This is a genomic window from Maribacter sp. 4G9 (genome assembly GCF_002742265.1).
In the GTDB taxonomy this organism is placed as follows: domain Bacteria; phylum Bacteroidota; class Bacteroidia; order Flavobacteriales; family Flavobacteriaceae; genus Maribacter.
Map to the genome: position 1 here is coordinate 32,675 of NZ_MDGL01000076.1, position 26,332 is coordinate 59,006.

The window sequence follows — 26,332 nt, forward strand, 5'->3', positions numbered from 1 at the left end:
TATCCTCGAATAACCCTATCTTTAAAGGGTTAATTTTATAATTTTTTATGGCCAATTTTAATATAGACGCAAAAAAAGACATGACCTACGACGCCATAGTGGTAGGATCAGGAATCAGTGGTGGATGGGCAGCAAAGGAACTCTGTGAAAAAGGACTCAAGACGTTGGTGCTGGAAAGAGGTCCTATCGTGGAGCATGTGGTGGATTACCCTACCATGAATTGGGATCCTTGGGACATGGAATACCGCGGAGGTCTCACTCCCGAAGAAAAAAAGAAGCATTATAAGAATATCCGTTCCGGATGGGTGGGCAAGGATACCGAACATTTTTGGGCGGATGATGAAGCCAATCCGTACACGGAAGAGAAACCATTTTTATGGTTGAGGGGTCATCAAATGGGGGGCAAATCGCTTCTTTGGGGTAAACAGACCTATCGTTGGAGCGATTTGGACTTTGAGGCCAATGCAAAAGATGGCCATGGCGTTGATTGGCCTATACGATACAAGGATATAGAACCTTGGTACACTTACGTGGAGAAATTTGCTGGAATTAGTGGGGAAGCCTTAGGATTGCCACAATTGCCCGATAGTCATTTTCTTCCTCCCATGGAACTGAACTGTGTGGAAAAACATGTCAAGGAACGAATAGAAAAGAATTTTGAAGGTAGAAACATGATTATTGGTAGGGTTGCGCATTTGACCCAGCCTCATAATGGAAGGGGACAGTGCCAAAACCGTAATCGATGTAGTAGGGGGTGTCCTTACGGAGCCTACTTTAGTAGTAATGCGGTAACCTTGCCTGCGGCCAACGCTACGGGAAATTTGACCATCCGGCCCTATTCCATTGTGCAAGAAGTTATTTATGACGATGCCAAAGGGAAGGCCACGGGAGTTCGTATCATTGATGCGGAAACGAGTGAAGTAATTGAATACAATTCAAAAATTATCTTTGTGAATGCGTCTACTTTGAGTACGGCTCATATTTTAATGAATTCCAAATCCAAGCGTTTTGAAAACGGATTGGGTAACGATAGTGGTGAATTGGGCCACAACCTTATGGACCATACCTACAGGGTTGGTGCCATAGGTAAGGTTGATGGTTTTGAGGATAAATATTATAAGGGTAGGAGACCAAATGGTATTTATATACCTAGATATGTAAATATCGATGAAAAGACCAAATCCGATAAATTCCTTCGTGGATTTGGTTATCAGGGTGGCGGTTATCGCGGTGGAAACCCGGCAAATGAGGAGTCCTTTGGGGCCGACTTTAAGGACAGTATATTGAAGCCGGGCGGTTGGGAGTTCTTTATCACCGGTTTTGCGGAATGTTTACCATACCATGAAAATAAAATAAGCCTTAATCACGATGTATTGGACAAATGGGGACAGCCCACCTTGACAATTGATGCCGAATTTAAGGAGAATGAAAAGGCATTGAACAAGCAGATTCAGGAGGACGCTGTGGAAATGCTGGAAAAAGTCGGTCTCAAGGATGTGATGGGCTTTGATAAGGAACACCCGCCAGGATATGGAGTACATGAAATGGGAACTGCAAGAATGGGTAGGGACCCAAAAACGTCCGTGCTTAATGGATTTAATCAGGTACATGCGGCCAAAAACGTCTTTGTAACGGATGGCGCGTGTATGACTTCCTCGTCTTGTGTAAACCCGTCATTGACCTATATGGCCATAACGGCCAGAGCGGCGGACCATGCCGTATCCGAATTGAAAAAATTTAATATCTAAAATCATGGATAGAAGAAAAGCACTTAAGAAAGCGGGCCTATTGGCAGGGGCAACGATTGCGATGCCATCCCTTTTTTCCCTTTTACAATCCTGTAAAAATGAAACAAGGCTGGATTGGCAACCTGAGTTCTTTACCGAGGACGAAGCCAAGACCATTTCCGCTTTAATAGATACTATTTTACCAACTACCGATACCCCTGGTGGATTGGATGTAAAGGCCGATATGTTCATAGACAAAGTTGTTGCCCAAACGTATGATGCCGAAGGACAACAAAATATGCGCAATGCCATTGCGGAATTCAACGCGACTAGCAAGGAGAAATATGGATCGACCTTTCATGCATTGAGCGAAGCCGATAAGGTGGCGATGTTAAAGGAAGAGGAGGCAAAAGCACCAAAGTTCAATCCCGGTGTTTGGGGAACTACGGTAGGGGACCAGCAACCTGTAGGTTTTTACAGATCGATGAAATCCATGGCTATTTGGGCTTATTTTACATCCGAGAAAATAGGGGAAAACGTTTTGAGTTATGACCCCATTCCGGGCGGATACGAAGCTTGTAAGCCATTATCGGAAGTAGGAAATCGCTGGAGTCTATAGGATTTTTTACTTTCTACTTATCAGGCATTATTTTTCCCATTTAATCGGGCTCACATCATCGTGGTTTAGAACCCTCAGGTTATCACGATCTATTCGCATGACCAGTTTGCACTCAGGATCTGGGCAGACGACTCGCGCATCGGTTTCCATCCAGTCGGCCGGATGATTTTTTCGCTGTTTGGTGGGTAAGAGGGGTATGGTGGATTGTAGGGCGTACAGACAAAAATCGGCGGTATCGGGCATGGACAGTTTTCCGCCTTTTAGGTAAAATTTATCGCCAACTTTCATATTACAGGTGCAGTTACCGCCAATGTTCTCAACGACAACGGTTAAATCATAGAGTTCAAATTGATCATCCCTCAACGTATTCTCTTTTTCCATTTTTATTTTTTCATTCATTAAACTTACCCCAACCAAAAGTTAAGGTTATTACAACCATTATTAGTAGGCCCCAAGACATAAAATTGAACAATCCTACCTCTAACGGACTTACTTGTGGAATATCATATTCTTGGCCGGTTTTGGTCATATTGGCCATTAATATTACAGGTATAAAATAGGGCATCAAAAACGGGAATATACAGGCGATCAAGCTTAAGAGATTGGCGCGTCTAATTTTAGATACCCCTAACCGTTCACCTGTTTTTTTTGTAAAGTCGGCGACCATTAAAATAGCGACAATGCTGTGGGTAGTCAATAACAAGGCCATACTCATGACCGTAACGATCCAACCTTCGGCATGCTTTTCGGTTTTTGCTTTGGTAGCGGCAAAATCCACCAAACGGTTCATAATTCCACTGGCCTTTAACGTAGCTACCAGGCCCATTAAGAGTATGGTAAAAAAACTAAGTCCTACAGCCCTGTTGATACCATCGATAACAAAACTTTTGGTGGTGAAATTTTCGATATCCAGGACAATGACCCTATCGAATGGTAAAAGTCCAAATACTAGACTCAAAACTGTTCCAAAAAGTAACCCAAATAAGAGTCCGTGCAAAAGATGTTTTCCTTTCAGGAAAAGATAGATGATGAATGCGGGCACCAATAACATAGGGAGTCCTTTCGGATTGCCCAACCCACCTATATCAGCAATACTTGAACCTACGTTGTTGTAGGCCATCACACCATAGGAGACCAAAGCAAACAATGCCGCAGGAAAAACATATTTCAATCGGCTTTTTATGGTTGTACCGATTTTGGCATCTTGACTTAGGGCGCTGGCAATGGTCGTGTCTGAAATAGGAGCGATAAAATCCCCAAAGGTGGCTCCGCCAATAATGGCCCCTGCCAAGGAAGGTAGATGTGCTCCTAAAACACCTCCAGTAGGGTAGAGCAGCGGACTACAAATCAATATGGTTGCGAAACTTGAACCCGTAGACAAGGAAACGATACAACAAATGATGAACGTAGCGATTATAAAACCTGGGCCCGAAAGTTTTACTTGATCGGTAAGCCAGATCAAGGCTTCCACAAAACCCGTAAGTGTCATAAGGACTCCTATAATAGATGCCAAGATCCAAGCGGTGATCATGATCATCACTATTTTTTGGGACATTCCAGCAATGACGACTTCGGAAAATGCGGTTTTATCCTTACAAAGCAAAAGACCTAAACCCAAGGCCAATATTAAAATGGGCCAAAATCCACGCTCGTCCGGAGCACCGGAGAGGGCAATGCCAATCACTCCGGAAACGAAAACGAAAAAGGGCAACAAGGTCCCTAAGGTGCCACCATAGAATTCGATTTTTGGAAGGGCTTCCTGTGTTTCGTCAAGTTTCAAACTTAGTCTTCGTTAAGGTTATATTTCATAATGGAACCATGTTTGCCGGTCTTATCGCGTTCCAATTCATAAAAGGGACCGTTGGGGCCTTTGCTTCGGGAAACAATTGATTCTATTTTGACAAGGTCATTCTGGTTTAAGGTAAAACTGTCCAATTTCTGTAGACTCTCTAGATGATTACGGTTTCTTGCGCCAACGATGATACCACCCACCATTTGTTTTTGTAAAATATAGTTACAAGCAACTTCAGCGATACCTACCTGGTATTGGTCGGCAATCGTTCTAAGGACCTGAAGTGCCTCTTGAAAAAGTTCATAACCTCCAAATTCATCAATGATCAATCTGTATTTGGTCAGGGAACGATTTTCATAAGGGGGTACAGGGTCGGGTGCGTTCAGATAACGGTCACTCAGGAACCCACCTGCCACGGTGCCGTAGCAGAGATAGGGAATGTTGTGTTCTTTGGCCAGCGCGGTCATATTCTTTTCCACCCGATGGTCCAGTACGGAATATTGCACTTGATTGGATGCGATGGTTACACCGGCATCCAGCATTTCCTGAATGTGCTTCGTATCAAAATTAGTAACTCCTAGAAATCGTATTTTTCCGCTTTTTTGCAATTCCGAAAGGTGGACTGCAGTTTCTAAATATTTCGGGAATTGATAATCCCACCAAGCGAATTGTACCAAATCCAATTGTTCTACACCAAGGCGTTTGAGCGAACGGTCAATTATCCGGATCGTATCCTCTTTCTTGAGCGTTGCCAGGGCATTGTAGTCCGGAACATATTTGGTGTGCACTTGAATCGGTGACAATTCTCCCGAACGGAATTGATCCTTATATTTTTTTCTAAACTTGCCGATGAGTTCTTCTACCCCTGTATAAATATCGGCACAATCGAACGTGGTTATACCCGCTTTTACGAAATGACGCATATCGACCAAGGCTTGTTCTTCTGAGATATTTCCGTGACCTCCCGCCAAGTGCCATCCACCTTTGATCACCCTTGAAATGGTATATCCGGGTTGTAATTCTATTCGTTTCATGGATTAATTGGGGCTTGTATTTTTAAAAATGTCATAAAATTCATCAATGGGTATAGGTCCTGCCTTCATAATGGTATCCATAAAATATTTCAAATCGAAATTGTCGCCCAAACGTTCCTTTTCGGTTTTTAGTAATTGCGTGAATTGGGCTCCTCCCAAATAGTAGGAGGTAAGCTGCAAGGGACTGTTTATGATTCGTCCCCAAAGACTTTTGGCGAACTGTGGTGCCAATAAGGAAGTTTCGGTCGAGAATTCTAAAACTTGATCTTGGTTCCACCCGTTACAATGCACTTGCACGGATGTGTATGCCCGATTTGCATTTTCCAGGCGTTTGCGCAAGTGTGCCAAAAGGGTTAGTTTATTTTCAGCTTCCCACCCGGCATCCAATAGCACTTTTTCAGTAAAAGTGGCCCAACCTTCAATGAAAATGCCATATGGGAAAAGCAACCTTAGTCTATGCGGCGTTTCCCGGCTGATTTTCAATTGCATGTAATGCCCTGGGAAAAGTTCATGGATAACAATCATACGGTTAAAAGGCTTGTTGAAAGAAGCCCAAAAATCCACTTGTTCCTGTTGCGGCAGGGTATCAGGAATGGAAGGTAAGTTGAGCGTAGTCATGGGATTGGGGTCGAATGGCGGCGCACTCGCCACCCAGCCGATACGTGCTGCGGGACCAGCGCTCTCCGGTGCAGTTTGAATACGTAAGGTCTGATTTTTGGGTAAGGTGGCAATATTGTTTTTTTGAATGAATGCGACGGCACTATCGGCCAGTTGTTGCCAAAATTGAAGGTAGTCGGCACTGTTCAAGGGAGCGTCTTTTTCCATATCAACTAAGGCCAAACCAATAATCTCCAAGTCGGTTTTAGGAAGATTTTTAGTGGGATAGGTCTCAAGAAGGTATTGTTTTGATACCTCAGCCATTAAATCACGAACCGTCCCAATTTCGTTCAAGGCCATTTCGGCCAATTCGGTTGAAGTTAGATCGCTGTCCGTATACAATTTTAACCTTCGGTCATATTCCTGTTTTCCTAGAATAGATGTCTCAGGTAACGTGTTGTCCTCAAATTTTTCCAGCACAAATGCTTTTAAGGACTCCATACTTTGTATAGCGGAATCCATCGCAGGGCATTCCCTCGAAATTGAATTCTGACCTCTATTTTTGAAGTCACCCTGAGTCAGATATGTTAGGGATTTCGATACATTTTCAAGGCCTTGTTCCAAATCGTCTTTTGAAACGTTTTTTAGATTTTTTTGCGCAGCCGATGCCAATTTTTCTATGGATACAAACCGATTGCACATAATGTCATCTTTCTCATGGTCCAGAAGATAATTGGCTTTTATGACCGTAGGGATTGCGTCCGAAATAAGTTCCGCGTACAGATTGAGAGAAGTGGTATGCTTGCTTAGGTTCTTCCACGTATCAACTTCAGATTGGGCCTGAACCCTTAGTAATCTCCTGTCAATAGGATCAATTTGGGCATTGGGTTGGGAAAGTAAGGTCAGGATTTGTTCGTTGAATTCTAGCCATTGGGCAATCGTATTTTCTGATAGGTCCTCATAATGAAATACAGAAGGTCGCATACCCGCTTCCAGTGCTTTGGAAGGGTAAAATGCCTTCCAAGCTGAAATATATCGTTCGCCCAAGTCCTGCGCTGATACAGAAAAAGTTAACAGGAAAAATAACAGCCAATGGCCATATTTGGTTTTCATAGCCTAAAAAAACAGGTTTGGTCTTGTTGGGAAAGATAGCAATTTATGCGGATTATGTTCGTTAAATTTAGCACATGGAAAACAGTAGAATTAAAAATATAGACCACCAAATTCTTTCTGATAATTGGTACACCCTCAACAAATACACTTTTGAATATCAAAAGTTTGATGGTAGTTGGGAGGTTCAAAAACGGGAATCCTATGATTGTGGCGATGGGGCAGCCGTACTTTTATACAATACCCGGAAAGGAACCGTGGTGCTTACCCGTCAATTTAGAATGCCTACGTATGTAAATGACAATACGGATGGAATGATGGTGGAAGTTTGTGCCGGTCTATTGGACGGACTCACGCCCAAGGAGTGTATTTTAAAGGAAATATTGGAAGAAACTGGGTATCAACTTACTGAAGTAGAACAGGTATTGGTCACGTACATGTGTCCGGGTTCCGTAACCCAGAAGCTCTATTTGTTCATTGGGGAGTATCAAGACGCCATGAAGGTTGAAGCAGGAGGCGGTGCGGACGATGAAACTGAAAATATCGAAGTTTTGGAAATGCCCTTTGAAAATGCGTTACAGATGATGGCTAATGGCGAAATCTGTGATGCCAAGACCGTCATGCTGCTGCAATATGCGCAAACTAATAATTTGATAAGAGTTAATAGTTAATTTTATTACCAACAACCAACAACCAACAACCAACAACGAACACCTAATACCCTTCCCGTATCGCCTCGAAAATTGATTGCATTCGTTCCTTTACTTCCGATGAAGAATGCCTAAAGTGATTGTTCATAAAACTGAAGATTAGCAACTTTCCTTTTCTGGTCCTTAGATAACCACTTAAACAATAGTTATTACTTAGACTTCCCGATTTCGCAAAGATATAGGGTTCCTCTTTGCCCCCGTACCAAGATTCAACCGTTCCCGAAACACCTCCGGTAGGAAAAATACTAAAAAGACGTTCTTCAGGCACTTCCTTGTAAAGCAGATTTAAAACATATACCATGGATTGCGGTGTGAATAGATTGTACCGCGATAATCCTGAACCGTCCACCCATCGTGGCTGCTGGGGGAGGTCCTTTAAATGGTTTTTCAAGATATGGTTTCGGGCATTTTCTGAGTTCAAGGTATCCGTCAGTATTCCAGATGCCATTATGAGCAGTTGTTCGGCAATGAAGTTATCGCTTTCATGCATCAATCTCACATATAGGGAATCGGTATCAATTCCGTAGAGCGTTCCTTTCTTGCCCTGGGGCATTTTATCGATTAGGGTGACCGACTTTGAAAACAGTCGCTCCAAAATATTTTTAACGGTGTGTGTTTCTGTTTTAAAGGGAATTTCCAAGGAATCCCTTTCGGTAGTATCAAAATAGAAAATGTTCTTGTCTTTTTCACGGTTCCATGTATTTTGAACCTGTACCACACTGTCTTTAAAATAATCCGGGGAAACTTTGAAATTTGGTGTTTGTTGGATTAAGACTGTATTTCCGAAAAGGGGGAAAGCACTTCGCTCCGGGGAATAGTACCACGCAAAATCGTCCCAGGACCAACCCGGACCCATATGGGTATCCTGAAAATTAGCATGAGAGAATGCCAGATTGCTACTTTTTTCTAGAAAGGAATAGGCCGTGCTATCCTGTAGATAATGATGCAAAAAGGAAGGATCGCCAGTTCCCTCAAAATATAGGGTGTCGTTTTGATGCGTGTAATTAAGGGCGGGCACATGCTTGGGCAAGGTTTTTAAGGCCGTGTATAAGGTGAATATTTTTGTATTGCTGGCCGGGGTAAAATATTTATCGCTATTGTAATCATAGAGTGTATCCTTAGCGATAGGGTCTAAAACCAAGAACCCTGTAAATTGAGTATCGTAAAACGAAGAATACAATGTTGCATCAATTGATTTTCGAGTTCTTTGTTTTACGCTTGCGCAACTGAATACAAGGGCTGTGACCAGCAATAATATAGATATTTTTTGCATTTAATAAATAGGTATCGTGTTGTTAACCAATATTTTAGGATATAAACTTAGTTTTTAGTATATTTCATCGAGTCACATAGTGTGGTGGTTTAACATTTTTTATTTGAATTTAACTTTTTGACCACAATATTATACAGGCTTTGGGGTTTAAATTTACACAACAACTAATTTAAAAACGTGTTTAGATGAAGAGAACAATGTTGGAGTACAGTAAAACGGTGCTCCAGAAGGTTAGTTTTGATGCCAAATTGTTTTACAAGGAGCTTAGAAAAGCCCTTGAGAGATTGCTACCGGAGGAGGTAGCTGAATTAAAGGTCTGGTTGGAAAATTTTGTAATGGATAAACCAGAGCTTAAGTCTAGTTTAATGTATCTTAAAGCATAAGTAAAAAGCCACTGAAAAGTGGCTTTTTTTATGACTTGGTGTTATGCCACTTTCATAGATGTCAGCGTAAATTGATTTTACTTGTTTAGAGGACTAATGATCTTAACGTCCTGAAAAGCAATCGCACCTCTTACAACGGAGGAGATAACATCCCTCAATGCCTCCGTAATCTGGATTTTGAGTTCACTTTTATGATAGATCAGACTTACCTCCCGGGCCGGGGAGGGTTCCTTGAAGTATTTGAGATTTTGCTTTTTATCGGCTTCCAATTCCAATGTATTTAAGAAGGGTAGAAGGGTCATGCCAAGGCCTTCGTTGGAAAGATTGATCAAGGTCTCAAAACTTCCACTCTGCAGCTGAAAGTGGTCGGCCCCCAGTTTTTTTGGAGCTTTACAAAGATTCAAAACACCTTCCCTAAAACAATGCCCGTCCTGTAATAATAGGATATCGGAAACGTCAAGATCTTCTACCTCAAGTGTGGAAAAAGTACCCAATCGATGGTTTTTTGGAACGTAACCAACAAATGGCTCATAATACAAAGGCCTTTCTATGATGGTGTCCACCTCCAAGGGTGTGGCGGCAATGGCGGCATCTAAATGACCGTCCTGCAGGTTATCAATAAGGGTTTCCGTGTTTTGTTCCTTAATGATGAGGTTTACCTTGGGGTATTTGTTGATAAATGTTTTTAGAAACATGGGTAAAAGGGTGGGCATGATGGTAGGAATGATACCCAAGGTGTAATCACCTCCTATATAGCCTTTTTCCTGATCTACAATATCCTTTATCCTGTTGGCTTCGTTTACGATATTCTTTGCTTGGGCCACAATTTTTTGGCCTACTTCGGTGACCGTAATCGGTTTTTTTCCGCGGTCGAATATTTGTACATCCAATTCATCCTCAAGCTTTTGTACCTGCATACTTAAAGTGGGTTGGGTCACAAAACTTTTCTCGGCCGCCAAGGTGAAGTTTTGATATTCGGCAACTGCCAATACGTATCTTAATTGGGTAATTGTCATGCTAACGATTTTGATGCTAAAGGTATTAAAACTATCAATATTATTTATGACTGTCGTTATTTTTATTCGATATCTTTATACTTAGTAATGTAATCGACAACTTAATATATAAATACACAGATATGAAATTAAATAGTATTGGTTTAGGAACCCACAAATCTGAAGAGATTAGTAAGGATTTAAATTTGCTTTTGGCCAATTTTCAAAGGTAATATCAAAACTTCCGTGGAATTCATTGGAATATTAGGGGCAAAAGATTCTTTGACTTGCACTTAAAGTTTGAAGAGTTATATACCGATGCAACCGCTAAAGTAGATATGCTGGCAGAGCGAATATTAACCTTGGGCGGTGTTCCTATGCATACTTTCGAGTACTACATTGATAGGGCTTCGGTACCTGTAGGCAAGAATATTATCAAGGATGATGAAGCAATTCGTTTGATTGTCAATTCGTTAAAGGAATTGCTAACCATAGAAAGAAGTATTTTAAAATCATCGGACGAGGCTGATGATGAAGGAACCAAATCTATGATTAGTGATTTCATTACGGAACAGAAAAAACCGTTTGGAAGATGAAGGCTTGGCTGGCAGAAGAAATTTAATGTATAGAAAGCCTGCGAAATGGTCAGTTACTTAGTTCCCGAACTTTATAACGGACCATTTTTTTTATGAGCCCCAAAGGGAGTTCTTCGTCAAAGGGAAATTGAACGGATCCTTTCCCTTTTTTATATGCTGCCAATTCTGTCTCGAATGCCGCATGCGCGGAAGGCGTGCCATAAAACCCAAAATGCTTTTTCTGCGCTGCGAAGTATACCAAAGGCTTCCCGTTTAGTTTGTACGCTGGCATTCCATAACTTATTCCTTCTACGGCCTGTGGAGCGGTTTCTTTGACCAGTTTTTGAAGTACCCGTAATTGCTCCTGTATTTCTAATGGGAAATGGGCAACATAGCCCTCAAAATCGAAAGCCTTAATCATGGTTGGCATAGGAAGGTACATCCAGGTTATCCATTTAAAATTAGGAAATTCATTCCATAAAAAAAAGACCTCCAATTGGAAGTCTTTTCGTTAATGATCGCTGCTTTGTTCTAGAACCGTATCCTGAATTCCAAATCGGTATCGGCTACTTCAAATTTGGAACCATCAAAACTTGGTGGGCCAAAGGTCATTTCTCCCGTGGTGGCATAACTTTCCTTGGGCATGCCGGTAGGTTCAAAATCCATTCTTTGATTTCCGTTGGCATCGTGCATCAACATTAAGGCAAAAGTTCCGGGTTCCACGTCCGAAAATGTAAGGGTCACTTCCCCGGTGGTGGCATCCACACTTTTGTTCTGGATGCCGGCTCCTTTCATAAAGGTATCGGCAGTATGCAGGGAGCCAATGATTTGACCTTCGTTGGACAATACGTTCTCAATGGTTACGGTTACGTTGACGCCCTTTTTTTCTTGGGCATATCCGGTCAATACACTTGTTATTACCAATCCTAAAATAATTCCCATTTTTTTCATGTCTGTGATTTTTATAGTTATTTGATGTCCCAAAATTGCAGTATATCCAAGCATCAAGAAAAATACATCTACCCAATTGTGGAATTTTTGGACTGAGTTGTAACATTACTTTTTGACTTCAATTCAAGGTACTTTTTCCACAATTCGGTCAGCCTAAATTTGACATCCATTTCTATTGGAGGAGTTTTGTTCCATAATCAATCGGAATAAAACACCATGAGAATTTTCTATCAGTTTCTATTTATTTGTATCACCATAGCCACCAATGCACAAACGGTCGTTTCTGGGGTGGTGCTGGATACAAGGAACCATCCCATAGAAGGGGCCAATGTCTATTTGGAAGGCACTTATGATGGTGCCTCTACGGATGCCCAGGGAAATTTCAGCTTTGAGACCACGGAAACCGGTACGCAAAACCTGTTGGTTTCCATGCTTTCCTTTGAACCATTTTCGCAAGCAGGGGATGTTTCATTTTTTAAGGACCTTAAGATTACTTTATATGAGGCGTTAAACGAATTAACGGGCGTTACCTTGACCGCAGGAAGTTTTCAGGCGGGTGATAATTCAAAGGTGTCCGTTTTAAAACCACTGGATATCGTAACAACGGCCGGGGCGGCAGGCGATTTTGTCGCCGCATTGCAAACCCTTCCAGGTACCAGTACGGTAAATGAGGATGGTAGGTTGTTCGTTAGGGGAGGGGCTGCCGGTGAGACCCAAGTGTTTATTGACGGTCTGCGGGTTTTTCAACCTTTCAATGCTACTGCGAACAACATTCCCACACGGGGCAGATTCTCTCCTTTTTTGTTCAAGGGGATAACCTTTAGTACCGGAGGATATTCCGCGGAATACGGTCAGGCGCTTTCGAGTGTGCTTTTACTGAATACAACGGATATCCCAGAACAGGAAAAAACGGATATTTCCCTTATGTCCGTAGGTGGAGGATTGGGGCATACCGAAATATGGGGCCAAGAATCCCTGAGCATCAATGCCAATTATATCAACTTGGCCCCCTATCAAGTGTTGGTACCTTCCGATCAGGACATGCGATGGAACAAACCATTTGAATCCAATTCCGGGGAGGCAGTGTTTCGAAGTTTGGGAGACAAAAGTATATTCAAGCTCTATACAGGATTCAATCATTCCAATCTGGATATCGCCCAGGCCGATATCAACTTTGACGAATTTGTGGATTTTCGCCTTCAAAACAACAATCTGTATCTAAACGCCTCCTACAAGAACTTTTTCGAGAAAGAATGGACGCTTTCCACAGGGGTCAGTATTTCCAATGATACCAACGATGTGATTGTGCTGAACAACGACATAGATTCCCGTGAGACGGCCGTTCACCTAAAGGCCAAAATGGGAAAGAACTTTACGAATAGACTGCAATTGAATTTTGGTACGGAATATTTTGTACAAGACTTTGATGAAACCTTCCGCAGTGCCGGAATAGATTCGTTCCCCTATGGTTTTACCGATGGATTATGGGCCGGTTTTGCAGAAACCGATGTCTATTTTAGCAATCGGTTTGCCATGAAACTCGGGGGGCGCGTGGAACACAGCAGGCTTTTGGAACAGACAGCGCTGTCACCCCGATTCTCATTGGCCTATAAAAGTGGGGGTAAGGGACAGTTTTCCTTGGCTTTTGGGGACTTCTATCAGAACCCTTGGGCGGAATACTTGAAATTTGACCAAAACCTGGAATCTGAAAAGACTTCACACTACATTCTCAACTATCAATATTTGGATAATGGGAAAACCTTTAGGGCAGAAGCGTATTATAAGAATTATCAAGGATTGGTCAAGTTCGATACGGAAATGCCCCAATTCAATTCCGTTTTCAACAACAATGGCGGTGGCTATGCTGCAGGATTGGACCTTTTCTGGCGGGACAATAAAAGTATTTACAATCTAGATTATTGGGTGTCCTATTCCTATTTGGACACTGAAAGGGATTACCGAAATTTTAGGGAAAGGGCCACGCCAAACTTTGCGCCAAAACACAGCTTTTCCCTCGTCACCAAATATTGGGTCGAGGATTGGCGTTCCCAAGTGGGGTTTTCCTATAATTATGGTTCCGGAAGGCCCTATAACGATCCCAATAAGACCGAATTTTTAAGTGAAAGGACGAAATCCTTCAATAACTTGAGCATCAATTGGGCCTACCTTCTGTCCCAACAAAAAATCCTCTATTTTTCCATTAGTAATGTGGCAGGTTTTAACAATGTCAATGGGTACCAATATGCCAATTCTCCAAATGATTTAGGTGTTTTTGAAAGGCGGACCATACGGCCCAATGCCGATACCTTCTTTTTTGTTGGCTTCTTTTGGACCATCAGTCAGGATAGCAAAAGCAACCAGTTGAACAATCTTTAAAGGACATATTGGGACAAACGGTAATCCAGACTATATCTGCCAGCCCCAAAACCCATATAGAACATACCCATGCAAAAAAATAGAAAGACGGGCAGGATATCCCAGGAGCCGTCCCATTTTCTAAAAAATATACCCATTGCCATGGTCAGGAATACAAAAAACGAAGTGACGCGGGTATTCAGTCCAATAATGAGCAAAAGTCCGCCAACGGCTTCCATAAAACCTATGGACCACGCAAAAAGAAAGGGCATAGTGTCAAATGGAAAACCTTGAAATGCTATATGGTCCACAAATTCCTTGGATACTTCGAACATAGATAAATTCATATAATCCGGTGTCCAAGGGGTGCCAAACTTGTTCGGGGCATATTTGAAGGCCAAAAAATATCCCATGAGTACTCTGGGAAATATTAAAATCAGGTTGGGAATAAAGCCATTAACATCAAACGGCCTAAGAATTTTCTTGTATTCGCAAAGCACACAGACCATATTTCATTGGGTTAAAATGATACTTAGGTTAGTGTATCCTAAATTTAGGATATCGGCATAAGTATACCAAATGAAAAACTTTTAAAAACGATTTTTTTTAAAAAGTTAATGTGGTACGTTACCTATAGGTAAATAATTGCCACCCTCGTGTCGATGGTCAAAATACCCGCTTTTTTTAGACGGTTTAATAGCTATGGGATTTATCTTTATTTATTATTTACCCAAGATGAAAACGGTTCACGATATAATAATCTAAACTATACTTACCCGCGCCAAAACCCATAAAAAATAGGCCGAAACAAAAGATACTAAAGACAGGAAGAATATCCCAACTGCCGTCCCATGCCCTAAATAGGATAGTGATGAACTTAGTACAAACAATGAAAAAGCACGTTATTCTAGTGTTCATCCCCAAAATCAATAAAATACCGCCCAAGGCCGTTGTAATAGCTGCCGACCAGGCAAAAGCCTTGGGCATAAGACTAAAGGGCATGCCAAAATCCGATACTTTTTCCACAAACCAGGGTGCCACCTGCAAAAACTGCAACCCCTCATCTGACCATGGGGTTCCCAAGAGCTCATTGGAAAAAATAAAGGCCAATAAAAACCCCATAAATACCCTTGGGAACAATAACATAAGATTGGGCAGCACACCATCAACTTGATAAGGTTTTAGAGCTTGACTCAAAAAATACCGTAGACGAACCATTTCATGTAATTTGAAGGTTAGCTGGTTAGTGTCCTCTTAAATTAACAAATTATTTGCAATTGTCGAGACTTAAATTTGATATAATGAATTCATGATTTTAGCATATAGGTCAAGAAGTTCCTTTTATTCTTTTAATCTTTGTTAAATATCTAAAGAACAAGAAAATGACAACTATAAAAGCATATGCAGCTTCTTCAAAGGAAGCGGACTTAAAACCCTTTGATATTGATAGGAGGGACGTACAACCTGATGATGTTAAAATAGACATTCTGTATTGTGGGGTATGTCATAGTGATTTACACCAAGTACGAAATGATTGGAAAAATTCTGTATACCCTGTGGTGCCTGGTCATGAAATCATTGGTAAGGTGTTGGAAGTAGGCAGCAATGTTTCGAATTTTGAAGAAGGTGATTTGGTTGGCGTTGGCTGTTTGGTTGATTCGTGTAAGACTTGTGGGGCTTGCAAGGACGATCTGGAACAATTTTGTGAAAATGGGGCCACCTTTACCTACAACGGTGAGGACAAACATTTAGGCGGGCATACTTTTGGCGGGTATTCCGAAAGTATCGTAGTGGATAAGGACTTTGTTCTTAAAATCCCCACAAATTTAGACCCTAAGGCAGCAGCTCCCTTGCTTTGCGCCGGTATCACTACATATTCCCCCTTGGCGCATTGGAAAATTAAAAAAGGAGACAAGGTAGGTGTCATTGGATTGGGCGGATTGGGCCATATGGGTGTTAAGTTCGCACATGCCATGGGCGCTCATACGGTGATGATCACTACTTCTCCCAATAAAAGCGAGGATGCCAAGAAATTGGGGGCTGATGAGGTCTTGATTTCCAAAAACGACGAGGAGATGAAAAAGCATGCCAGTAGCTTTGATTTTTTATTGAACACGATACCCGTAGGACACGATATGAATCCGTATACCAATCTTTTAAAAAGGGATGCCACGATGGTTATTGTTGGTGCAGTGGAACCTCTGGATCCCTTACATGGTGGAAGTTTGATCATGGGACGAAAGCGTATTGCCGGATCTTTGATCGGGGGTATTAAGGAAACCCAGGAAATGCTCGACTTTTGTGGGGAACATAACGTGGTTTGCGATATAGAAATGATTAACATCCAGGATATCAACGAAGCCTATGACCGACTTCAGAAGTCCGATGTTAAATATCGATTCGTTATCGATATGAAATCACTTAAGGAAAGTTGATCTAGGAGCATTAGGAAATAAAGAGAGGCTGTCTAAAAAGTCCTTTTTTGTCAATTGGAGCATTCCGGATCTGCTCAAGATAAACTAGAGTAGAGCATATAACTTATTTATTTTTGATGCATCTCGACTGCGCTCGATGTGACATTTGAATGGAATTAGGACTTTTTAGACAGCTCCTTGTATCTTCATATTTTCAGGGAGCTTAATTGCCTTCTTCTACCACGACTTGGGCGTCTAGGATGAAATCCTGAACCGTATTGTTGGCAGCATTTATTTCTGCGGATATGGTATCGCTTTGAACATAACCCTCCAAACCAGAAGTGGTTCTATAGCTACCGGCCGGAATTCCCATAATCAAATAATTCCCATCTATATCGGAAAAGGTCGTCAAGGTATCGGTTTCATTAAATATCTCTACCAATGCACCTTCCTGTCCCAAAGGAGCTTCTTCCACAAGCGCGGAAACGTTCCCTTTAAGGGTTCCTGCCGTAGACATGTTGGAGGCTTTGATAACGGGTTTAAAATTAAACCCGGTAATGCCCCCGGCTACCTTGGTATTTCCTTTGGTAACAAAGGATCTGTTCACATCAAAGTCAAGCAATAGATCAGCAGACAGGCCACCTACTATGGTAAGCCCTGGTTTTATGAATACTTTAATTCCTGTTTGTGCTCCACTTGGCACTTTTAGGTCATATTCAGTTCCATCCATAAGAACCACGTTTACACCTTTTACATAGACCCTTACCAAATCATAGGTGCCGGCAGGTACTTCTAAATCGGCTAGGCTGGCTGTAGTTCCGTTTACCAGATCCAATAGGTTTAGTGGGATTTCCTCCTCCATGAGGACTACGAAAGGATCGTCCATTTCTTCCGCATCGGTCGTTTCATCGTCTTCCGTAATGATTTCCCCTTTTTTTAATCTTACATCGATTTTGAATACGGTTACATTGGCTTCGGCAACTTGATCAAAAGGGAATGGGGCATCGACCATTTGTACACGTAGCCTCCCCGTTCCATCCATGTTTGGGGAGTCATCTGAACAACTAGTAGCTAAAAATAGGGTACATGCGAGTAGGGCGAAGATAAGATTTGTTTTCATTTTAAAATGTTTAATGTTTTCCCTTTATTTTTTGGAAAATCGGTTATTTTAAAAAGTTGGGCAGTACAAAGGTGTAAAAATCTAAGAACCTTAAGATCAATAGTAGCATAAATTCGATGAACTACATGCGATGTAAACCAAGAAATTCAAGGTTTTTGGTGGGAGGGGTACGTGCCAAACCACTTGGCAATCACGTTTTCGGCAGGTTTGTAACGAGGGGAGAAATCAAGGTCAGTTTTTGCACTTTCGGGAGTAGTTCTATTTTGCCATTCCCATATATATAAACCTGCGAACCAAGGTTTGTCCCAATTCTTTTTGAACATGGCCTCATAGGCCAGTTGCTGGGTTCGGTCCGATTTCTTCATGGTATACTTATTAAAATAGGAACCCCATTCCCACGGTTTTATAGTGGCATCGGGAGTGCTTTTATAGCCCACCTCCGTGAAGAGGACGGGTTTGCCGTATTTTTTGTGTACGGCCTCCAAAGCGGCCAAATGTTTGTCCCAGCCTTTTTCGATGCTTTCCAAATTGGGATGTTCCTCTTTTGTAAGTGGGAAATAGGCCTGTATGCCAATATAATCCAGCTGGTCCCAAAATTGGATATGTTCGTATTCGTCATGCCAATTGGCGGCGTAGGTGAGTTTGCCATCATATAGAGTAAGGATTTCGGTAATAAGCGACCTCCATTTTTGGGGTTGTTTCTTGATGGAAGTTTTTAGTTCCGTTCCCACACAGAAAAGTTCAGAGTTCGTTTCTTGAGCTATTTTGGCGTACTTGAGCATGTTTTTGCGGTAACTTTCAAACCAGAGATCCCATTCACGGTCATCCTTTAATTGGATGTTGGCCCGCCAACCTTCGTTCATCCATAAATGCGGTTTTAAATGCACGTGCAAACCTCTGTCGTGCAGGTCATTGATGGCCCTCACGATGCTGGAATCCCTTCGGCCATAAGTTTTCATAGATTCAGGGACTTCCATTTGGGTTGTCTTTTCGTTTTCCTGATGTAAAAAGGGAACGACGGCCACCCATTCCACATTGGCCCTTATCAAGTTGTTTATCGCTTCGGTATTGTCGTCCGACCAACCAAAAACGCTAGCGCCCCTGTGCTTATTGTCAATTTCATAATAATGATTTGCCTTCCCGGATGTGTTCATGGCCTTAGCATCCCATTGAAAATCATGTCCCTCATTGGCATTGATGAAGACCACCGTTTTAAACCCGACAACCAGAAAAACGACGGGCAATAAAAATCGGAATGATAATTGGCGCCACGCGGTACGACTGCCTTTTTTTCGGCCCACATTTACAAAATGAACAACTACAAAATAAAGCAAGCAACAAAGCAGAAAAAGGATGTGGAAACCTATGAGGATGAACTTGCGGGAAGCCAGTTCAAAGAAAAAGGAGATATATTCAGAAAGGCTTTCGTTTCTTCGGGAAAACCGGACCAGGAAATACACAAACGTTGCTACCCATAGGAATAGGTACAGCAAAACCAAATGTATACCGCGCTTTTGCATTGTTACTTCTTTTTTTCCATGTTTTGGGCAATCGCTTTAGCCCCGGCATCCCGTTCCTTTAACTCCGATATTATCTTGGCATGGTCGTGTTCCCTACCTTGGGATAATTTATAAGTTGCCTGGATATCCGTTATCCTTATCTTAAATCCCACAACGCCCCTAATCTGCGCCATGGTTTTATCGGACATATCGTGCAATGAAATGGAATGCTTGGAATCCTTTTCATATTTGTCCACCAATGTATGCATGGAGGCCAGAACTTCTTCTTCCGATAAGATACGGATTCGACCGTAGACATGCACGGCGATATAGTTCCAAGTGGGTACTTCTTCATCGGCATACCATGAGGAGGAGACATAGGAATGTGGTCCGTTAAAGATACAAAGCACTGTGTCTGTATCGGTAAAATGCCTCCACTGCGGGTTGGCTTTGGAAATATGGCTGACCAAAAAATCGGTTCCATGTGTATCGGTAACCAATTCCATAGGAATATGGGTGGCCCATGGTTTTCCAAGGACCTGATTGATCAAGATTCCAAAACCATTGTTTTTTATGAAATCCCGTACTTGGGAAATGTCCTCGTTTTTGTAATGGTTGGGAGTGTACATAGTGTAAAGTTAGCAAAACATGGATTCAGGCAACAATCAAATTAAAAGCGTCAAGGTGTTTGGCAAAGGAAAGGTAAATTCGATGGAACTTAAAAAAAATTAAGATGCCATTTATAACAAATAAAAAAGCAAAAGAAGCTGTCGATATATTCTATGAGGACTATGGTGAAGGACAACCGGTGATATTAATTCACGGATGGCCCCTGAGCCGAAAATCCTGGGAGCAACAGGTTTGGAAGATCGTTGAAGAGGGGTACCGTTGTATATCCTATGACCGAAGGGGATTTGGAATTTCCTCGGCCCCTTGGGGAGACTATGATTATTCCGCATTGGCAAGCGATTTGGATACCCTTATTGAAGGCCTGGAATTGGATAATGTTGTAATTGTCGGATTCTCCATGGGAGGCGGAGAAGTGGTCCGATATTTAACGGATTATGGAAGCAAGAAAATAGCGAAAGCGGCCTTGATCAGCTCCATTGTTCCGTTGGTCAAGAAAAAGGATGATAATCCGGCGGGGGTACCCGAAAACGTCTTGGACAATATCAAGGAAGGTCTTCAAAAGGACCGTGTAGGTTTCTTGAAGAACTTCCATAAAGGCTTTTACAATTACGATGATAATAAGAATAAGGTAAGCGAAGGACAGTTGGAATATGATTTCATCATAGCTTCCCACGCATCACCACGAGCTACCATACAAACCGCTTTGGCTTGGATGCATACCGACTTTAGACCCGAACTAAAAAATGTAAACGTACCTACCTTGATCGTTCATGGCGATGCGGATGAGACCGTGCCCATTGAGACCTCAGCGGAACAGGCGGCCAAGGGAATAAAGGACAATACCTATGAAGTGATCAAAGGAGCACCCCATGGCTTGAACCTTACCCATTCCAAGGAGTTGAACGATATCTTGATTTCTTTTTTAAAAAAGTAAGGAGAAGAATATTATAGAAAATTAAAAGAGCCTTCATATAGGTTCTTTTTTTGTTGTACAGCTAATCTGGGAAAAAACCATTAAAGGGCCAAGTTAGTTATTGTATTGTTTGTATATTTTTGAAGAAACGATCCAAAATATACCCGATGACCGAAATAGCAATCCTCAATAAACAAACGGAAACCGCCTATGACTGGACGCATAGACTGATGGACTCCGTTCCCGCTGAGAAATGGGAAATCATCCCGGAAGTTTTAGGTTCAAATTTTTGTTGGCAAATAGGTCATTTGGTGGTGAGTATCTACTACCATTCCATCATGACCACGGTAGGACATTTGCCCGAGCTGCTGGATCAAATGGACTTACGGTCGTATACCAAATTATGTGGTTACGATACCTTTGCCCAAGAAATGGCAGGTCATTGGACTCCAGAACAGCTTAAATTAGATTTGGAACGGATGCAGAACAAATCGCTAGAGGCCATAAACTCCCTGTCCGGAATCGACTTATGGGAACCCGTGGAACCGACTAAAGTGCCGCACCCTGTGGCCAAGACCAAATTTGAGGCCATTGATTGGAACATAAAGCATACCATGTGGCATTGCGGACAAATGGCAACTATAAAAAGATTGGTAGATAAACCCTATGATTACGGACTGCAAAGGAGGATTTGAGCCAAGACCACATATTTCCCTATTTTCTTGCCCGAACCAATTTTTTGTAGGATTTTTAAGGTACTTCCCCAGTATTTAAATTTTTGTTTTACACCATGTTGCTATTGGTAACACTACTTATTTGACCAACCACTGACCCATGGCAAAATTCTTTAGAAAAATTAGACTGAATTTACTTTCCGAAGGAAAAACTGGAAAGTACTTAAAATATGCCGTTGGAGAAATTATTCTCGTTGTTATAGGGATTTTGATTGCTTTACAGATTAATAATTGGAATATAGATAAACAAACCCAAAAAATGGAAAAGGCCTATCTAGAGGAGATTCGTAGCAACCTTCTACAAGATTCCCTACGATTGGAGGCTGTAATAGATTTTAATGTCAACAAGATACAACTCGTAGATGAAATGCTGCAGATTTTTGTGGACACGCTTACCAATGAAGATCGATTTCGAATTTTTAATAAAAATGCGAACGACTTTACCTACTACGAAGTGTTCGACCCCGTTCGTATCGCATTCAACAATATGCTATCCGCAGAAAGCATTGATCTTATTGCCAACAACGAATTAAGAAAAGCATTTTCCGAATATTATAACTATGATTATTTGGGGGGAATTCAGAATCGCATTATGGTGGTTAACAGAAGAATAGTAGATGATTCCTACCCTAAATTTTTTACAAAGGAGTTTGTAGCCAATTGGATGGGGGTTTCCTCAAAGATGCCATCTTTACAGGAATTGGACATCGCCACGGATAAAAAATTATTATCCGATCTATTCGGGACAAAAATGATGATCGGTGTTCAAAATGAGTTGATATTGGATACACAAAGCCGAAACCAGGAACTTATAGCTCTAGTGGAGGCCGAATTAAAAAAATAACAACCTTCAATAAAAACATACTTTATGAAACTTGGAAAACTACTTTGGATTATTGGTTCCGTTATGATTAATATCACGATTGGGATTTATATCTATTTGTCCAGCAAGGCTCCCCTAGATCCAGTGGAAAGGCACGAATACGTCAATGATAACTGGCAGATATATGGAATGCATTGGAAGGCAGAATTTCTATTTATGACCCTAATCGCTATCGGTGCCCTGTATTTTGCCTTTAAGTTGAAAGAAGTTAGCTGGGCAATTATTTCGGTGGGGCAGCTGATACTACTTACCACATACCCCATTATGCTTGGTGGCTATCAAAACACCACTTTTGAAATGTCGGAGATGGCAAATCAAATGGCGACGGTGGTGTTTGTTTTTGGAAACCTCATATTCCTAGGTGGGTTACTAAAATTGTATATAAGCGATACGTATTTGAAAAAATGGTTGAAATGGACCGCAATCGTGCTCTCTGGAATAACATTTTTAACCTTTTTTATCACCTATATGGATATCATAGATTGGCAACAGGCCTTGATGATCGGTCCTCTTATTAATATCCTTTACTTGATAAACGCCTTCTACGGAGCAAAGATCAAAGTGGATTAAATAATCAAGCAGTAGGTTTAGTTAAAGTTGCATCCTATTGCACTGTGAGCGCCGTTGAAGGGGAGTCTAAGGCACATATTACCTTAGGGTTCGACTACGCTCACCCTCCGGCCTATTTTTATCATTAGACAAATATGTTCTTGGTGCCTGAGCGTAGCCAAAGGCACATATTTCCCCTTTTTCTTGCCGAAATAGATAATTTATAGGAATTTTAGTCGCTATATGGGTAGTTAAAGCAGGTTATATAAAATGTGCATACTAGCCTATTGGGAAAAATATTAATCATAGCATGGCACGGAATAAAGAATTGGCGGGTAGACTAACGGAAGTACTGTTAAGCGGACGCTGGATTGCAAATACCAATTACAAGGAGCTATTAGAGGATGTAACCTGGGAACAGGCCATGCAAAAGATAGCTGGATTGAATTCGATTGCCGCGCTGACCTTTCATGTGAATTATTATCTAGCCGGTATTATAAATGTATTCAAGGGCGGGAATCTTGAGATACGGGACGCCTATAGTTTTGACCACCCAAAAATTGAATCTGAAAGGGATTGGGAAAGCCTGAAAAATGATTTTATTAAGAATGCGGAGACATTTGTCAATGAAGTTTCCCGTCTTTCCGAAAACACACTGAACTCCAAATTTGTGGACGAAAAATACGGTACCTATGTACGGAATATCGAAGGTGTCATAGAGCATAGCTATTATCATCTGGGTCAAATTTCGTTGCTTAAAAAGATGATTACAAATAGGTGATTGAGCAGCCAGCCCTGAGCTCAGTCGATGGAGAGTCGCTTTAGGTGGGTGAGCGTAGTAGAACCCACATATTTCCCCTTTTCCTTGCTCAAACAAATTTTTTGTGGGAGTTTTAAGGAACTTACCCTCAAAAAGATACTGGCGTACGTATGCGCATATATAATTGTTCGGTAACAAAATAGACCAACCATCATGAAAAGACCCATTTTTATACTACTGGCTTCCATAGTACAGTTTTCACTCGCATTCTCCCAGACCAGAATTATTGATATGCACATTCATTCGTATTCCGAATCCGATTTTGGTGAACGTGAGCCCACAAGTGATCATTACGGTGAAAAAAGTGCGGCAAATGCAGAAGAACATCGCGTTGAGACGTTCGAGGCATTTAAAAAATGGAATATTGTGAAAGCTGTGGTGAGCGGTAATCCCCAAAGTGTGGATGAATGGGCCGCAAAGGATGACACTGATCGGGTAGTCAAGGGGATCTTGATTTTTTCACCCGATGATTATGGCTTGGACAGTCTTAAGTTCGAGCAAATGGTTAAGGATAAGGAAATTGAAGTTTTTGGGGAAATTGGAGCGTATTACGGTGGTACAACACTAAGCAATCCCATTTGGCAGCCTTATTTGCGTATTTGTGAAAAGTACGATATCCCCGTTGCCGTACATACTGGTGGGGGCGACCCTGGCGGTACTTATTCCTGGTCCCCAAAAGCAAGGTTGAGTATGGGCGATCCATATTTGATCGAAGATGTTTTGGTAAAGTATCCCAAGATGAGAATGTATTTAATGCACAACGGTGGGGAAGAGTGGCATGAACATGCTTTGCGGCTTATGGCCTATTACCCCCAGTTATATACAGATATTGCCGTAATGCTTTGGGTGGAGCCCAATACCCAGCGCACGGTTATGGAATTTCTAAAGAATGCAAAACATGCGGGTTATTTGGACAGGGTGATGTTCGGGTCGGACCAAATGGTGTGGCCTTATGCCATTGAAAAATCAATCAATTTCCTAAACAGCCTTGAGTTCCTAACCGAAAAGGATAAAGAGGGTATTTTCTATGATAATGCCGCACGATTTTTAAACTTGAATTAAGTGTCGTTAAGTAATCTTAAAACAGGAACACAGATGAACAGAACAAGAATTGTGGCATTACTCGTAGTGTGTATGCTAATACTTTCCTCGAGACTCTACTCCCAAACGGAAAAAGAACAAAATAGGGCCGCTAGAAATGCATCCAATATGGCACTTAAAACATACAACAACGATGCTGTACTTTCCTATTTGACCAATGATGTACTTACCACAACAGGGAATGGAACTTTATTGTGTGGAAAGGAAGCCTTGGCAAGCTATATAAAAGAAGGCGGAAAAAGCAAAATGTATTGGATTCGGAATACACAGGAAATTATAGTGAATGCTGATAGAGGGCTGGCTTGGGAAAGCGGTACTTGGAATGGCTATGATCCTGAAAAGAGCGATGAATCCATTGTCAATGGTAATTATTCGGCCATGTGGACCAAAAAGTCCGGGGGTGTGGAAAATAAAATCCCAACTCTTTGTTACGATAAATGAAAACTAAAACGCTAGGTGCTAACCAAAGAATGTAGAACGGTAATTGCTAAGCAGCACTAGCACTAGGTACCAACCAATAACCAATGATAAAATTCTTTAGATTGTCGAAACTAAATTTTGCAAAGCCAAATCAAATGTCCTGTAGACATTTGGTTGAGATAGCCGCTTGCGGAAGAAAAAGAAACCTGAAATATGATTAAGTTCTTCAGACAAATAAGACAAAACCTACTTTCTGAGGGTAAAACTGGAAAGTATTTAAAATATGCAATTGGAGAAATAATTCTTGTTGTTATTGGAATTCTGATAGCACTTCAAATTAATAATTGGAGCGAGAACAAGAAACGGATAAAGAAGGAGGAGAAGGTTTTGCAGCAATTTAAAAATGAGTTAGATGAAGACTTATTAATTCTCGATGAAATTATCACATCCAACAAATTCGTAATCAAATCTTGTAATGAATTAATAAAACATCTAGAGAATAATATGCCCTATAATGACAGTTTATCTCTCTATTTTGACAGATGGGCTAGTCCAAATGTTCTTGAATTCAATGGTTCGACCTATCAAAATTTGACAACTACAGGACCTGAACTTTTACGAAATGAACATCTTAGAAAAAGCATATTAAAACTATATAACTTTTCATATAAAAAGGCGAAAACTTATAACGATTACTTCCGTGGTGATTTTCATAGTTTTATAGCACCTATCCAATTACAAAATGTTGAAGCTGTTGAATGGGGGAAATCAAGTATACCAATTGATTATGAAAGATTAAAGAAGAATGTTTTGTTCATAAATGCACTTAAATGGTCAAAGAATGGTCATCAATCTAACAATAAAGAGTTTAGTAAACTTAGTGAAACAATTACCAGTAATATAGAGATGATCAATACTGAACTTAATTCAAAGCGATTTGATTAATTAACCCGAGTTTCCTAAAAAAATAGGAGCAAGATGAGTTTGTAATTTTATGGTGCGAACTATAAAAATATCTCAAAATGCTCCAGGACAAAGTTATAGCAATATATTGTTTGGTCGACGACCTACTGAAAGAAATGAACCACAACGAACACAACAACAGGAAAATCACCGATGGACAGGTAA

Annotated in this window: 28 protein-coding genes and 1 pseudogene; 16 read left to right on the forward strand and 13 right to left on the reverse strand. The window is 41.2% G+C overall.

Annotation, left to right across the window (positions count from 1 at the left end):
* The first annotated feature begins 47 nt into the window (after positions 1-47).
* Together BFP75_RS10040 and BFP75_RS10045 are read left to right on the forward strand one after the other, a co-directional pair.
* Positions 48-1,748: a GMC oxidoreductase gene (locus tag BFP75_RS10040; protein WP_099545216.1), complete on the forward strand. Its 1,701-nt coding sequence runs from the start codon at positions 48-50 to the stop codon at positions 1,746-1,748.
* Positions 1,749-1,752: 4 nt separating this feature from the next.
* Complete coding sequence (locus BFP75_RS10045; protein ID WP_099545217.1) at positions 1,753-2,346, forward strand: gluconate 2-dehydrogenase subunit 3 family protein; 594 nt, start codon at positions 1,753-1,755, stop codon at positions 2,344-2,346.
* A gap of 27 nt (positions 2,347-2,373) precedes the next feature.
* Here BFP75_RS10045 and BFP75_RS10050 read toward each other — a convergent pair whose 3' ends face one another.
* The 4 genes from BFP75_RS10050 to BFP75_RS10065 are packed head-to-tail and all read right to left on the reverse strand — an operon-like array spanning position 2,374 to position 6,882.
* A complete protein-coding gene (locus tag BFP75_RS10050) occupies positions 2,374-2,727 on the reverse strand; it encodes a TIGR04076 family protein (protein ID WP_206073536.1) in 354 nt (117 codons plus the stop codon).
* A gap of 10 nt (positions 2,728-2,737) precedes the next feature.
* Positions 2,738-4,126, reverse strand: a complete 1,389-nt coding sequence (locus BFP75_RS10055) for a Na+/H+ antiporter NhaC family protein (protein WP_099545219.1) — start codon at positions 4,124-4,126, stop codon at positions 2,738-2,740.
* A 2-nt stretch (positions 4,127-4,128) separates the two neighbouring features.
* Positions 4,129-5,172 (reverse strand): aldo/keto reductase, encoded by a 1,044-nt coding sequence (locus tag BFP75_RS10060; protein WP_099545220.1) that lies wholly within the window; start codon positions 5,170-5,172, stop codon positions 4,129-4,131.
* A gap of 3 nt (positions 5,173-5,175) precedes the next feature.
* The gene (locus tag BFP75_RS10065; RefSeq protein ID WP_099545222.1) at positions 5,176-6,882 is read right to left on the reverse strand and encodes a DUF885 family protein; all 1,707 of its coding nucleotides are present in this window, start codon (positions 6,880-6,882) and stop codon (positions 5,176-5,178) included.
* Positions 6,883-6,956: 74 nt separating this feature from the next.
* Here BFP75_RS10065 and BFP75_RS10070 point away from each other — a divergent pair, with 74 nt between their 5' ends.
* A complete protein-coding gene (locus BFP75_RS10070; RefSeq protein ID WP_099545223.1) occupies positions 6,957-7,550 on the forward strand; it encodes an NUDIX domain-containing protein in 594 nt (197 codons plus the stop codon).
* Between the two features lie 43 nt (positions 7,551-7,593).
* On the opposite strand, the gene BFP75_RS10075 is transcribed toward BFP75_RS10070, so the two are convergent.
* A complete protein-coding gene (locus tag BFP75_RS10075) occupies positions 7,594-8,862 on the reverse strand; it encodes a D-alanyl-D-alanine carboxypeptidase/D-alanyl-D-alanine-endopeptidase (protein WP_099545225.1) in 1,269 nt (422 codons plus the stop codon).
* 185 nt (positions 8,863-9,047) lie between these two features.
* On the opposite strand from BFP75_RS10075, the gene BFP75_RS10080 reads away from it, so the two are divergent.
* Positions 9,048-9,245 carry a hypothetical protein gene (locus tag BFP75_RS10080; RefSeq protein WP_099545226.1) on the forward strand — a complete coding sequence of 66 codons (198 nt, stop codon included), beginning with the start codon at positions 9,048-9,050 and terminating at the stop codon, positions 9,243-9,245.
* Positions 9,246-9,322: 77 nt separating this feature from the next.
* On the opposite strand, the gene BFP75_RS10085 is transcribed toward BFP75_RS10080, so the two are convergent.
* Entirely contained in the window at positions 9,323-10,261 is a 939-nt protein-coding gene (locus tag BFP75_RS10085; RefSeq protein ID WP_099545228.1) for a LysR substrate-binding domain-containing protein, read from the reverse strand.
* A gap of 122 nt (positions 10,262-10,383) precedes the next feature.
* Between BFP75_RS10085 and BFP75_RS10090 the strand changes: the two are divergent.
* Positions 10,384-10,862: pseudogene (locus tag BFP75_RS10090) on the forward strand (Dps family protein).
* 23 nt (positions 10,863-10,885) lie between these two features.
* Here the strand turns inward: BFP75_RS10090 and BFP75_RS10095 are convergent.
* Positions 10,886-11,257 (reverse strand): iron chaperone, encoded by a 372-nt coding sequence (locus tag BFP75_RS10095; protein ID WP_206073537.1) that lies wholly within the window; start codon positions 11,255-11,257, stop codon positions 10,886-10,888.
* A gap of 89 nt (positions 11,258-11,346) precedes the next feature.
* Positions 11,347-11,766, reverse strand: coding sequence for a DUF2141 domain-containing protein (locus tag BFP75_RS10100; protein ID WP_099545263.1), 420 nt, complete (start codon positions 11,764-11,766; stop codon positions 11,347-11,349).
* 216 nt (positions 11,767-11,982) lie between these two features.
* Between BFP75_RS10100 and BFP75_RS10105 the strand changes: the two genes are divergently transcribed.
* The gene (locus tag BFP75_RS10105) at positions 11,983-14,142 is read left to right on the forward strand and encodes a TonB-dependent receptor (RefSeq protein ID WP_099545229.1); all 2,160 of its coding nucleotides are present in this window, start codon (positions 11,983-11,985) and stop codon (positions 14,140-14,142) included.
* On the opposite strand, the gene BFP75_RS10110 is transcribed toward BFP75_RS10105, so the two are convergent.
* Positions 14,139-14,621, reverse strand: coding sequence for a DoxX family protein (locus BFP75_RS10110; protein ID WP_165776571.1), 483 nt, complete (start codon positions 14,619-14,621; stop codon positions 14,139-14,141). The genes BFP75_RS10105 and BFP75_RS10110 overlap by 4 nt on opposite strands.
* Before the next feature lie 226 nt (positions 14,622-14,847).
* Positions 14,848-15,339: a DoxX family protein gene (locus BFP75_RS10115; RefSeq protein ID WP_099545232.1), complete on the reverse strand. Its 492-nt coding sequence runs from the start codon at positions 15,337-15,339 to the stop codon at positions 14,848-14,850.
* 164 nt (positions 15,340-15,503) lie between these two features.
* Between BFP75_RS10115 and BFP75_RS10120 the strand changes: the two genes are divergently transcribed.
* On the forward strand, positions 15,504-16,556 hold the full coding sequence (locus BFP75_RS10120; protein ID WP_099545234.1) for an NAD(P)-dependent alcohol dehydrogenase: 1,053 nt from the start codon (positions 15,504-15,506) through the stop codon (positions 16,554-16,556).
* A gap of 202 nt (positions 16,557-16,758) precedes the next feature.
* Here the strand turns inward: BFP75_RS10120 and BFP75_RS10125 are convergent, their stop codons facing one another.
* Together BFP75_RS10125 and BFP75_RS10130 are read right to left on the reverse strand one after the other, a co-directional pair.
* Positions 16,759-17,655, reverse strand: a complete 897-nt coding sequence (locus BFP75_RS10125; protein ID WP_099545236.1) for a DUF4382 domain-containing protein — start codon at positions 17,653-17,655, stop codon at positions 16,759-16,761.
* Positions 17,656-17,801: 146 nt separating this feature from the next.
* Positions 17,802-18,956 carry a glycoside hydrolase family 113 gene (locus BFP75_RS10130; RefSeq protein ID WP_123803384.1) on the reverse strand — a complete coding sequence of 385 codons (1,155 nt, stop codon included), beginning with the start codon at positions 18,954-18,956 and terminating at the stop codon, positions 17,802-17,804.
* Positions 18,957-18,965: 9 nt separating this feature from the next.
* Here BFP75_RS10130 and BFP75_RS21805 point away from each other — a divergent pair, with 9 nt between their 5' ends.
* Positions 18,966-19,133: a hypothetical protein gene (locus tag BFP75_RS21805; protein WP_165776572.1), complete on the forward strand. Its 168-nt coding sequence runs from the start codon at positions 18,966-18,968 to the stop codon at positions 19,131-19,133.
* Between the two features lie 44 nt (positions 19,134-19,177).
* On the opposite strand, the gene BFP75_RS10135 is transcribed toward BFP75_RS21805, so the two are convergent.
* Positions 19,178-19,783, reverse strand: a complete 606-nt coding sequence (locus tag BFP75_RS10135) for an FMN-binding negative transcriptional regulator (protein WP_099545240.1) — start codon at positions 19,781-19,783, stop codon at positions 19,178-19,180.
* 104 nt (positions 19,784-19,887) lie between these two features.
* Here BFP75_RS10135 and BFP75_RS10140 point away from each other — a divergent pair, with 104 nt between their 5' ends.
* The 8 genes from BFP75_RS10140 (at position 19,888) to BFP75_RS10175 (ending at position 26,149) form a co-directional block, all read left to right on the forward strand.
* Positions 19,888-20,718, forward strand: a complete 831-nt coding sequence (locus BFP75_RS10140; protein WP_099545241.1) for an alpha/beta fold hydrolase — start codon at positions 19,888-19,890, stop codon at positions 20,716-20,718.
* Positions 20,719-20,864: 146 nt separating this feature from the next.
* Positions 20,865-21,392 (forward strand): DinB family protein, encoded by a 528-nt coding sequence (locus BFP75_RS10145; protein WP_099545243.1) that lies wholly within the window; start codon positions 20,865-20,867, stop codon positions 21,390-21,392.
* 139 nt (positions 21,393-21,531) lie between these two features.
* On the forward strand, positions 21,532-22,275 hold the full coding sequence (locus tag BFP75_RS10150; protein ID WP_099545245.1) for a DUF6090 family protein: 744 nt from the start codon (positions 21,532-21,534) through the stop codon (positions 22,273-22,275).
* A 24-nt stretch (positions 22,276-22,299) separates the two neighbouring features.
* Positions 22,300-22,884 (forward strand): hypothetical protein, encoded by a 585-nt coding sequence (locus tag BFP75_RS10155; RefSeq protein WP_099545246.1) that lies wholly within the window; start codon positions 22,300-22,302, stop codon positions 22,882-22,884.
* A 289-nt stretch (positions 22,885-23,173) separates the two neighbouring features.
* Positions 23,174-23,644 (forward strand): DinB family protein, encoded by a 471-nt coding sequence (locus BFP75_RS10160; RefSeq protein ID WP_099545248.1) that lies wholly within the window; start codon positions 23,174-23,176, stop codon positions 23,642-23,644.
* Between the two features lie 192 nt (positions 23,645-23,836).
* Entirely contained in the window at positions 23,837-24,745 is a 909-nt protein-coding gene (locus BFP75_RS10165; RefSeq protein WP_099545249.1) for an amidohydrolase family protein, read from the forward strand.
* 33 nt (positions 24,746-24,778) lie between these two features.
* Complete coding sequence (locus BFP75_RS10170; protein ID WP_206073538.1) at positions 24,779-25,225, forward strand: DUF4440 domain-containing protein; 447 nt, start codon at positions 24,779-24,781, stop codon at positions 25,223-25,225.
* 192 nt (positions 25,226-25,417) lie between these two features.
* Entirely contained in the window at positions 25,418-26,149 is a 732-nt protein-coding gene (locus tag BFP75_RS10175) for a DUF6090 family protein (protein WP_099545251.1), read from the forward strand.
* The last annotated feature ends 183 nt before the right edge of the window (positions 26,150-26,332 follow it).

Coding starts and splice junctions, on each gene's coding strand:
- BFP75_RS10175 (WP_099545251.1), top strand. CDS start 25,418: ATGATTAAGTTCTTCAGACAAATAAGACAAAACCTACTTTCTGAGGGT.
- BFP75_RS10135 (WP_099545240.1), bottom strand. CDS start 19,783: ATGTACACTCCCAACCATTACAAAAACGAGGACATTTCCCAAGTACGG.
- BFP75_RS10045 (WP_099545217.1), top strand. CDS start 1,753: ATGGATAGAAGAAAAGCACTTAAGAAAGCGGGCCTATTGGCAGGGGCA.
- BFP75_RS10140 (WP_099545241.1), top strand. CDS start 19,888: ATGCCATTTATAACAAATAAAAAAGCAAAAGAAGCTGTCGATATATTC.
- BFP75_RS10145 (WP_099545243.1), top strand. CDS start 20,865: ATGACCGAAATAGCAATCCTCAATAAACAAACGGAAACCGCCTATGAC.
- BFP75_RS10075 (WP_099545225.1), bottom strand. CDS start 8,862: ATGCAAAAAATATCTATATTATTGCTGGTCACAGCCCTTGTATTCAGT.
- BFP75_RS10105 (WP_099545229.1), top strand. CDS start 11,983: ATGAGAATTTTCTATCAGTTTCTATTTATTTGTATCACCATAGCCACC.
- BFP75_RS10150 (WP_099545245.1), top strand. CDS start 21,532: ATGGCAAAATTCTTTAGAAAAATTAGACTGAATTTACTTTCCGAAGGA.
- BFP75_RS10165 (WP_099545249.1), top strand. CDS start 23,837: ATGAAAAGACCCATTTTTATACTACTGGCTTCCATAGTACAGTTTTCA.
- BFP75_RS10070 (WP_099545223.1), top strand. CDS start 6,957: ATGGAAAACAGTAGAATTAAAAATATAGACCACCAAATTCTTTCTGAT.
- BFP75_RS10125 (WP_099545236.1), bottom strand. CDS start 17,655: ATGAAAACAAATCTTATCTTCGCCCTACTCGCATGTACCCTATTTTTA.
- BFP75_RS10100 (WP_099545263.1), bottom strand. CDS start 11,766: ATGAAAAAAATGGGAATTATTTTAGGATTGGTAATAACAAGTGTATTG.
- BFP75_RS10170 (WP_206073538.1), top strand. CDS start 24,779: ATGAACAGAACAAGAATTGTGGCATTACTCGTAGTGTGTATGCTAATA.
- BFP75_RS10050 (WP_206073536.1), bottom strand. CDS start 2,727: ATGGAAAAAGAGAATACGTTGAGGGATGATCAATTTGAACTCTATGAT.
- BFP75_RS10120 (WP_099545234.1), top strand. CDS start 15,504: ATGACAACTATAAAAGCATATGCAGCTTCTTCAAAGGAAGCGGACTTA.
- BFP75_RS10040 (WP_099545216.1), top strand. CDS start 48: ATGGCCAATTTTAATATAGACGCAAAAAAAGACATGACCTACGACGCC.
- BFP75_RS10160 (WP_099545248.1), top strand. CDS start 23,174: ATGGCACGGAATAAAGAATTGGCGGGTAGACTAACGGAAGTACTGTTA.
- BFP75_RS10080 (WP_099545226.1), top strand. CDS start 9,048: ATGAAGAGAACAATGTTGGAGTACAGTAAAACGGTGCTCCAGAAGGTT.
- BFP75_RS10115 (WP_099545232.1), bottom strand. CDS start 15,339: ATGGTTCGTCTACGGTATTTTTTGAGTCAAGCTCTAAAACCTTATCAA.
- BFP75_RS10065 (WP_099545222.1), bottom strand. CDS start 6,882: ATGAAAACCAAATATGGCCATTGGCTGTTATTTTTCCTGTTAACTTTT.
- BFP75_RS21805 (WP_165776572.1), top strand. CDS start 18,966: ATGAACAACTACAAAATAAAGCAAGCAACAAAGCAGAAAAAGGATGTG.
- BFP75_RS10085 (WP_099545228.1), bottom strand. CDS start 10,261: ATGACAATTACCCAATTAAGATACGTATTGGCAGTTGCCGAATATCAA.
- BFP75_RS10155 (WP_099545246.1), top strand. CDS start 22,300: ATGAAACTTGGAAAACTACTTTGGATTATTGGTTCCGTTATGATTAAT.
- BFP75_RS10060 (WP_099545220.1), bottom strand. CDS start 5,172: ATGAAACGAATAGAATTACAACCCGGATATACCATTTCAAGGGTGATC.
- BFP75_RS10095 (WP_206073537.1), bottom strand. CDS start 11,257: ATGTACCTTCCTATGCCAACCATGATTAAGGCTTTCGATTTTGAGGGC.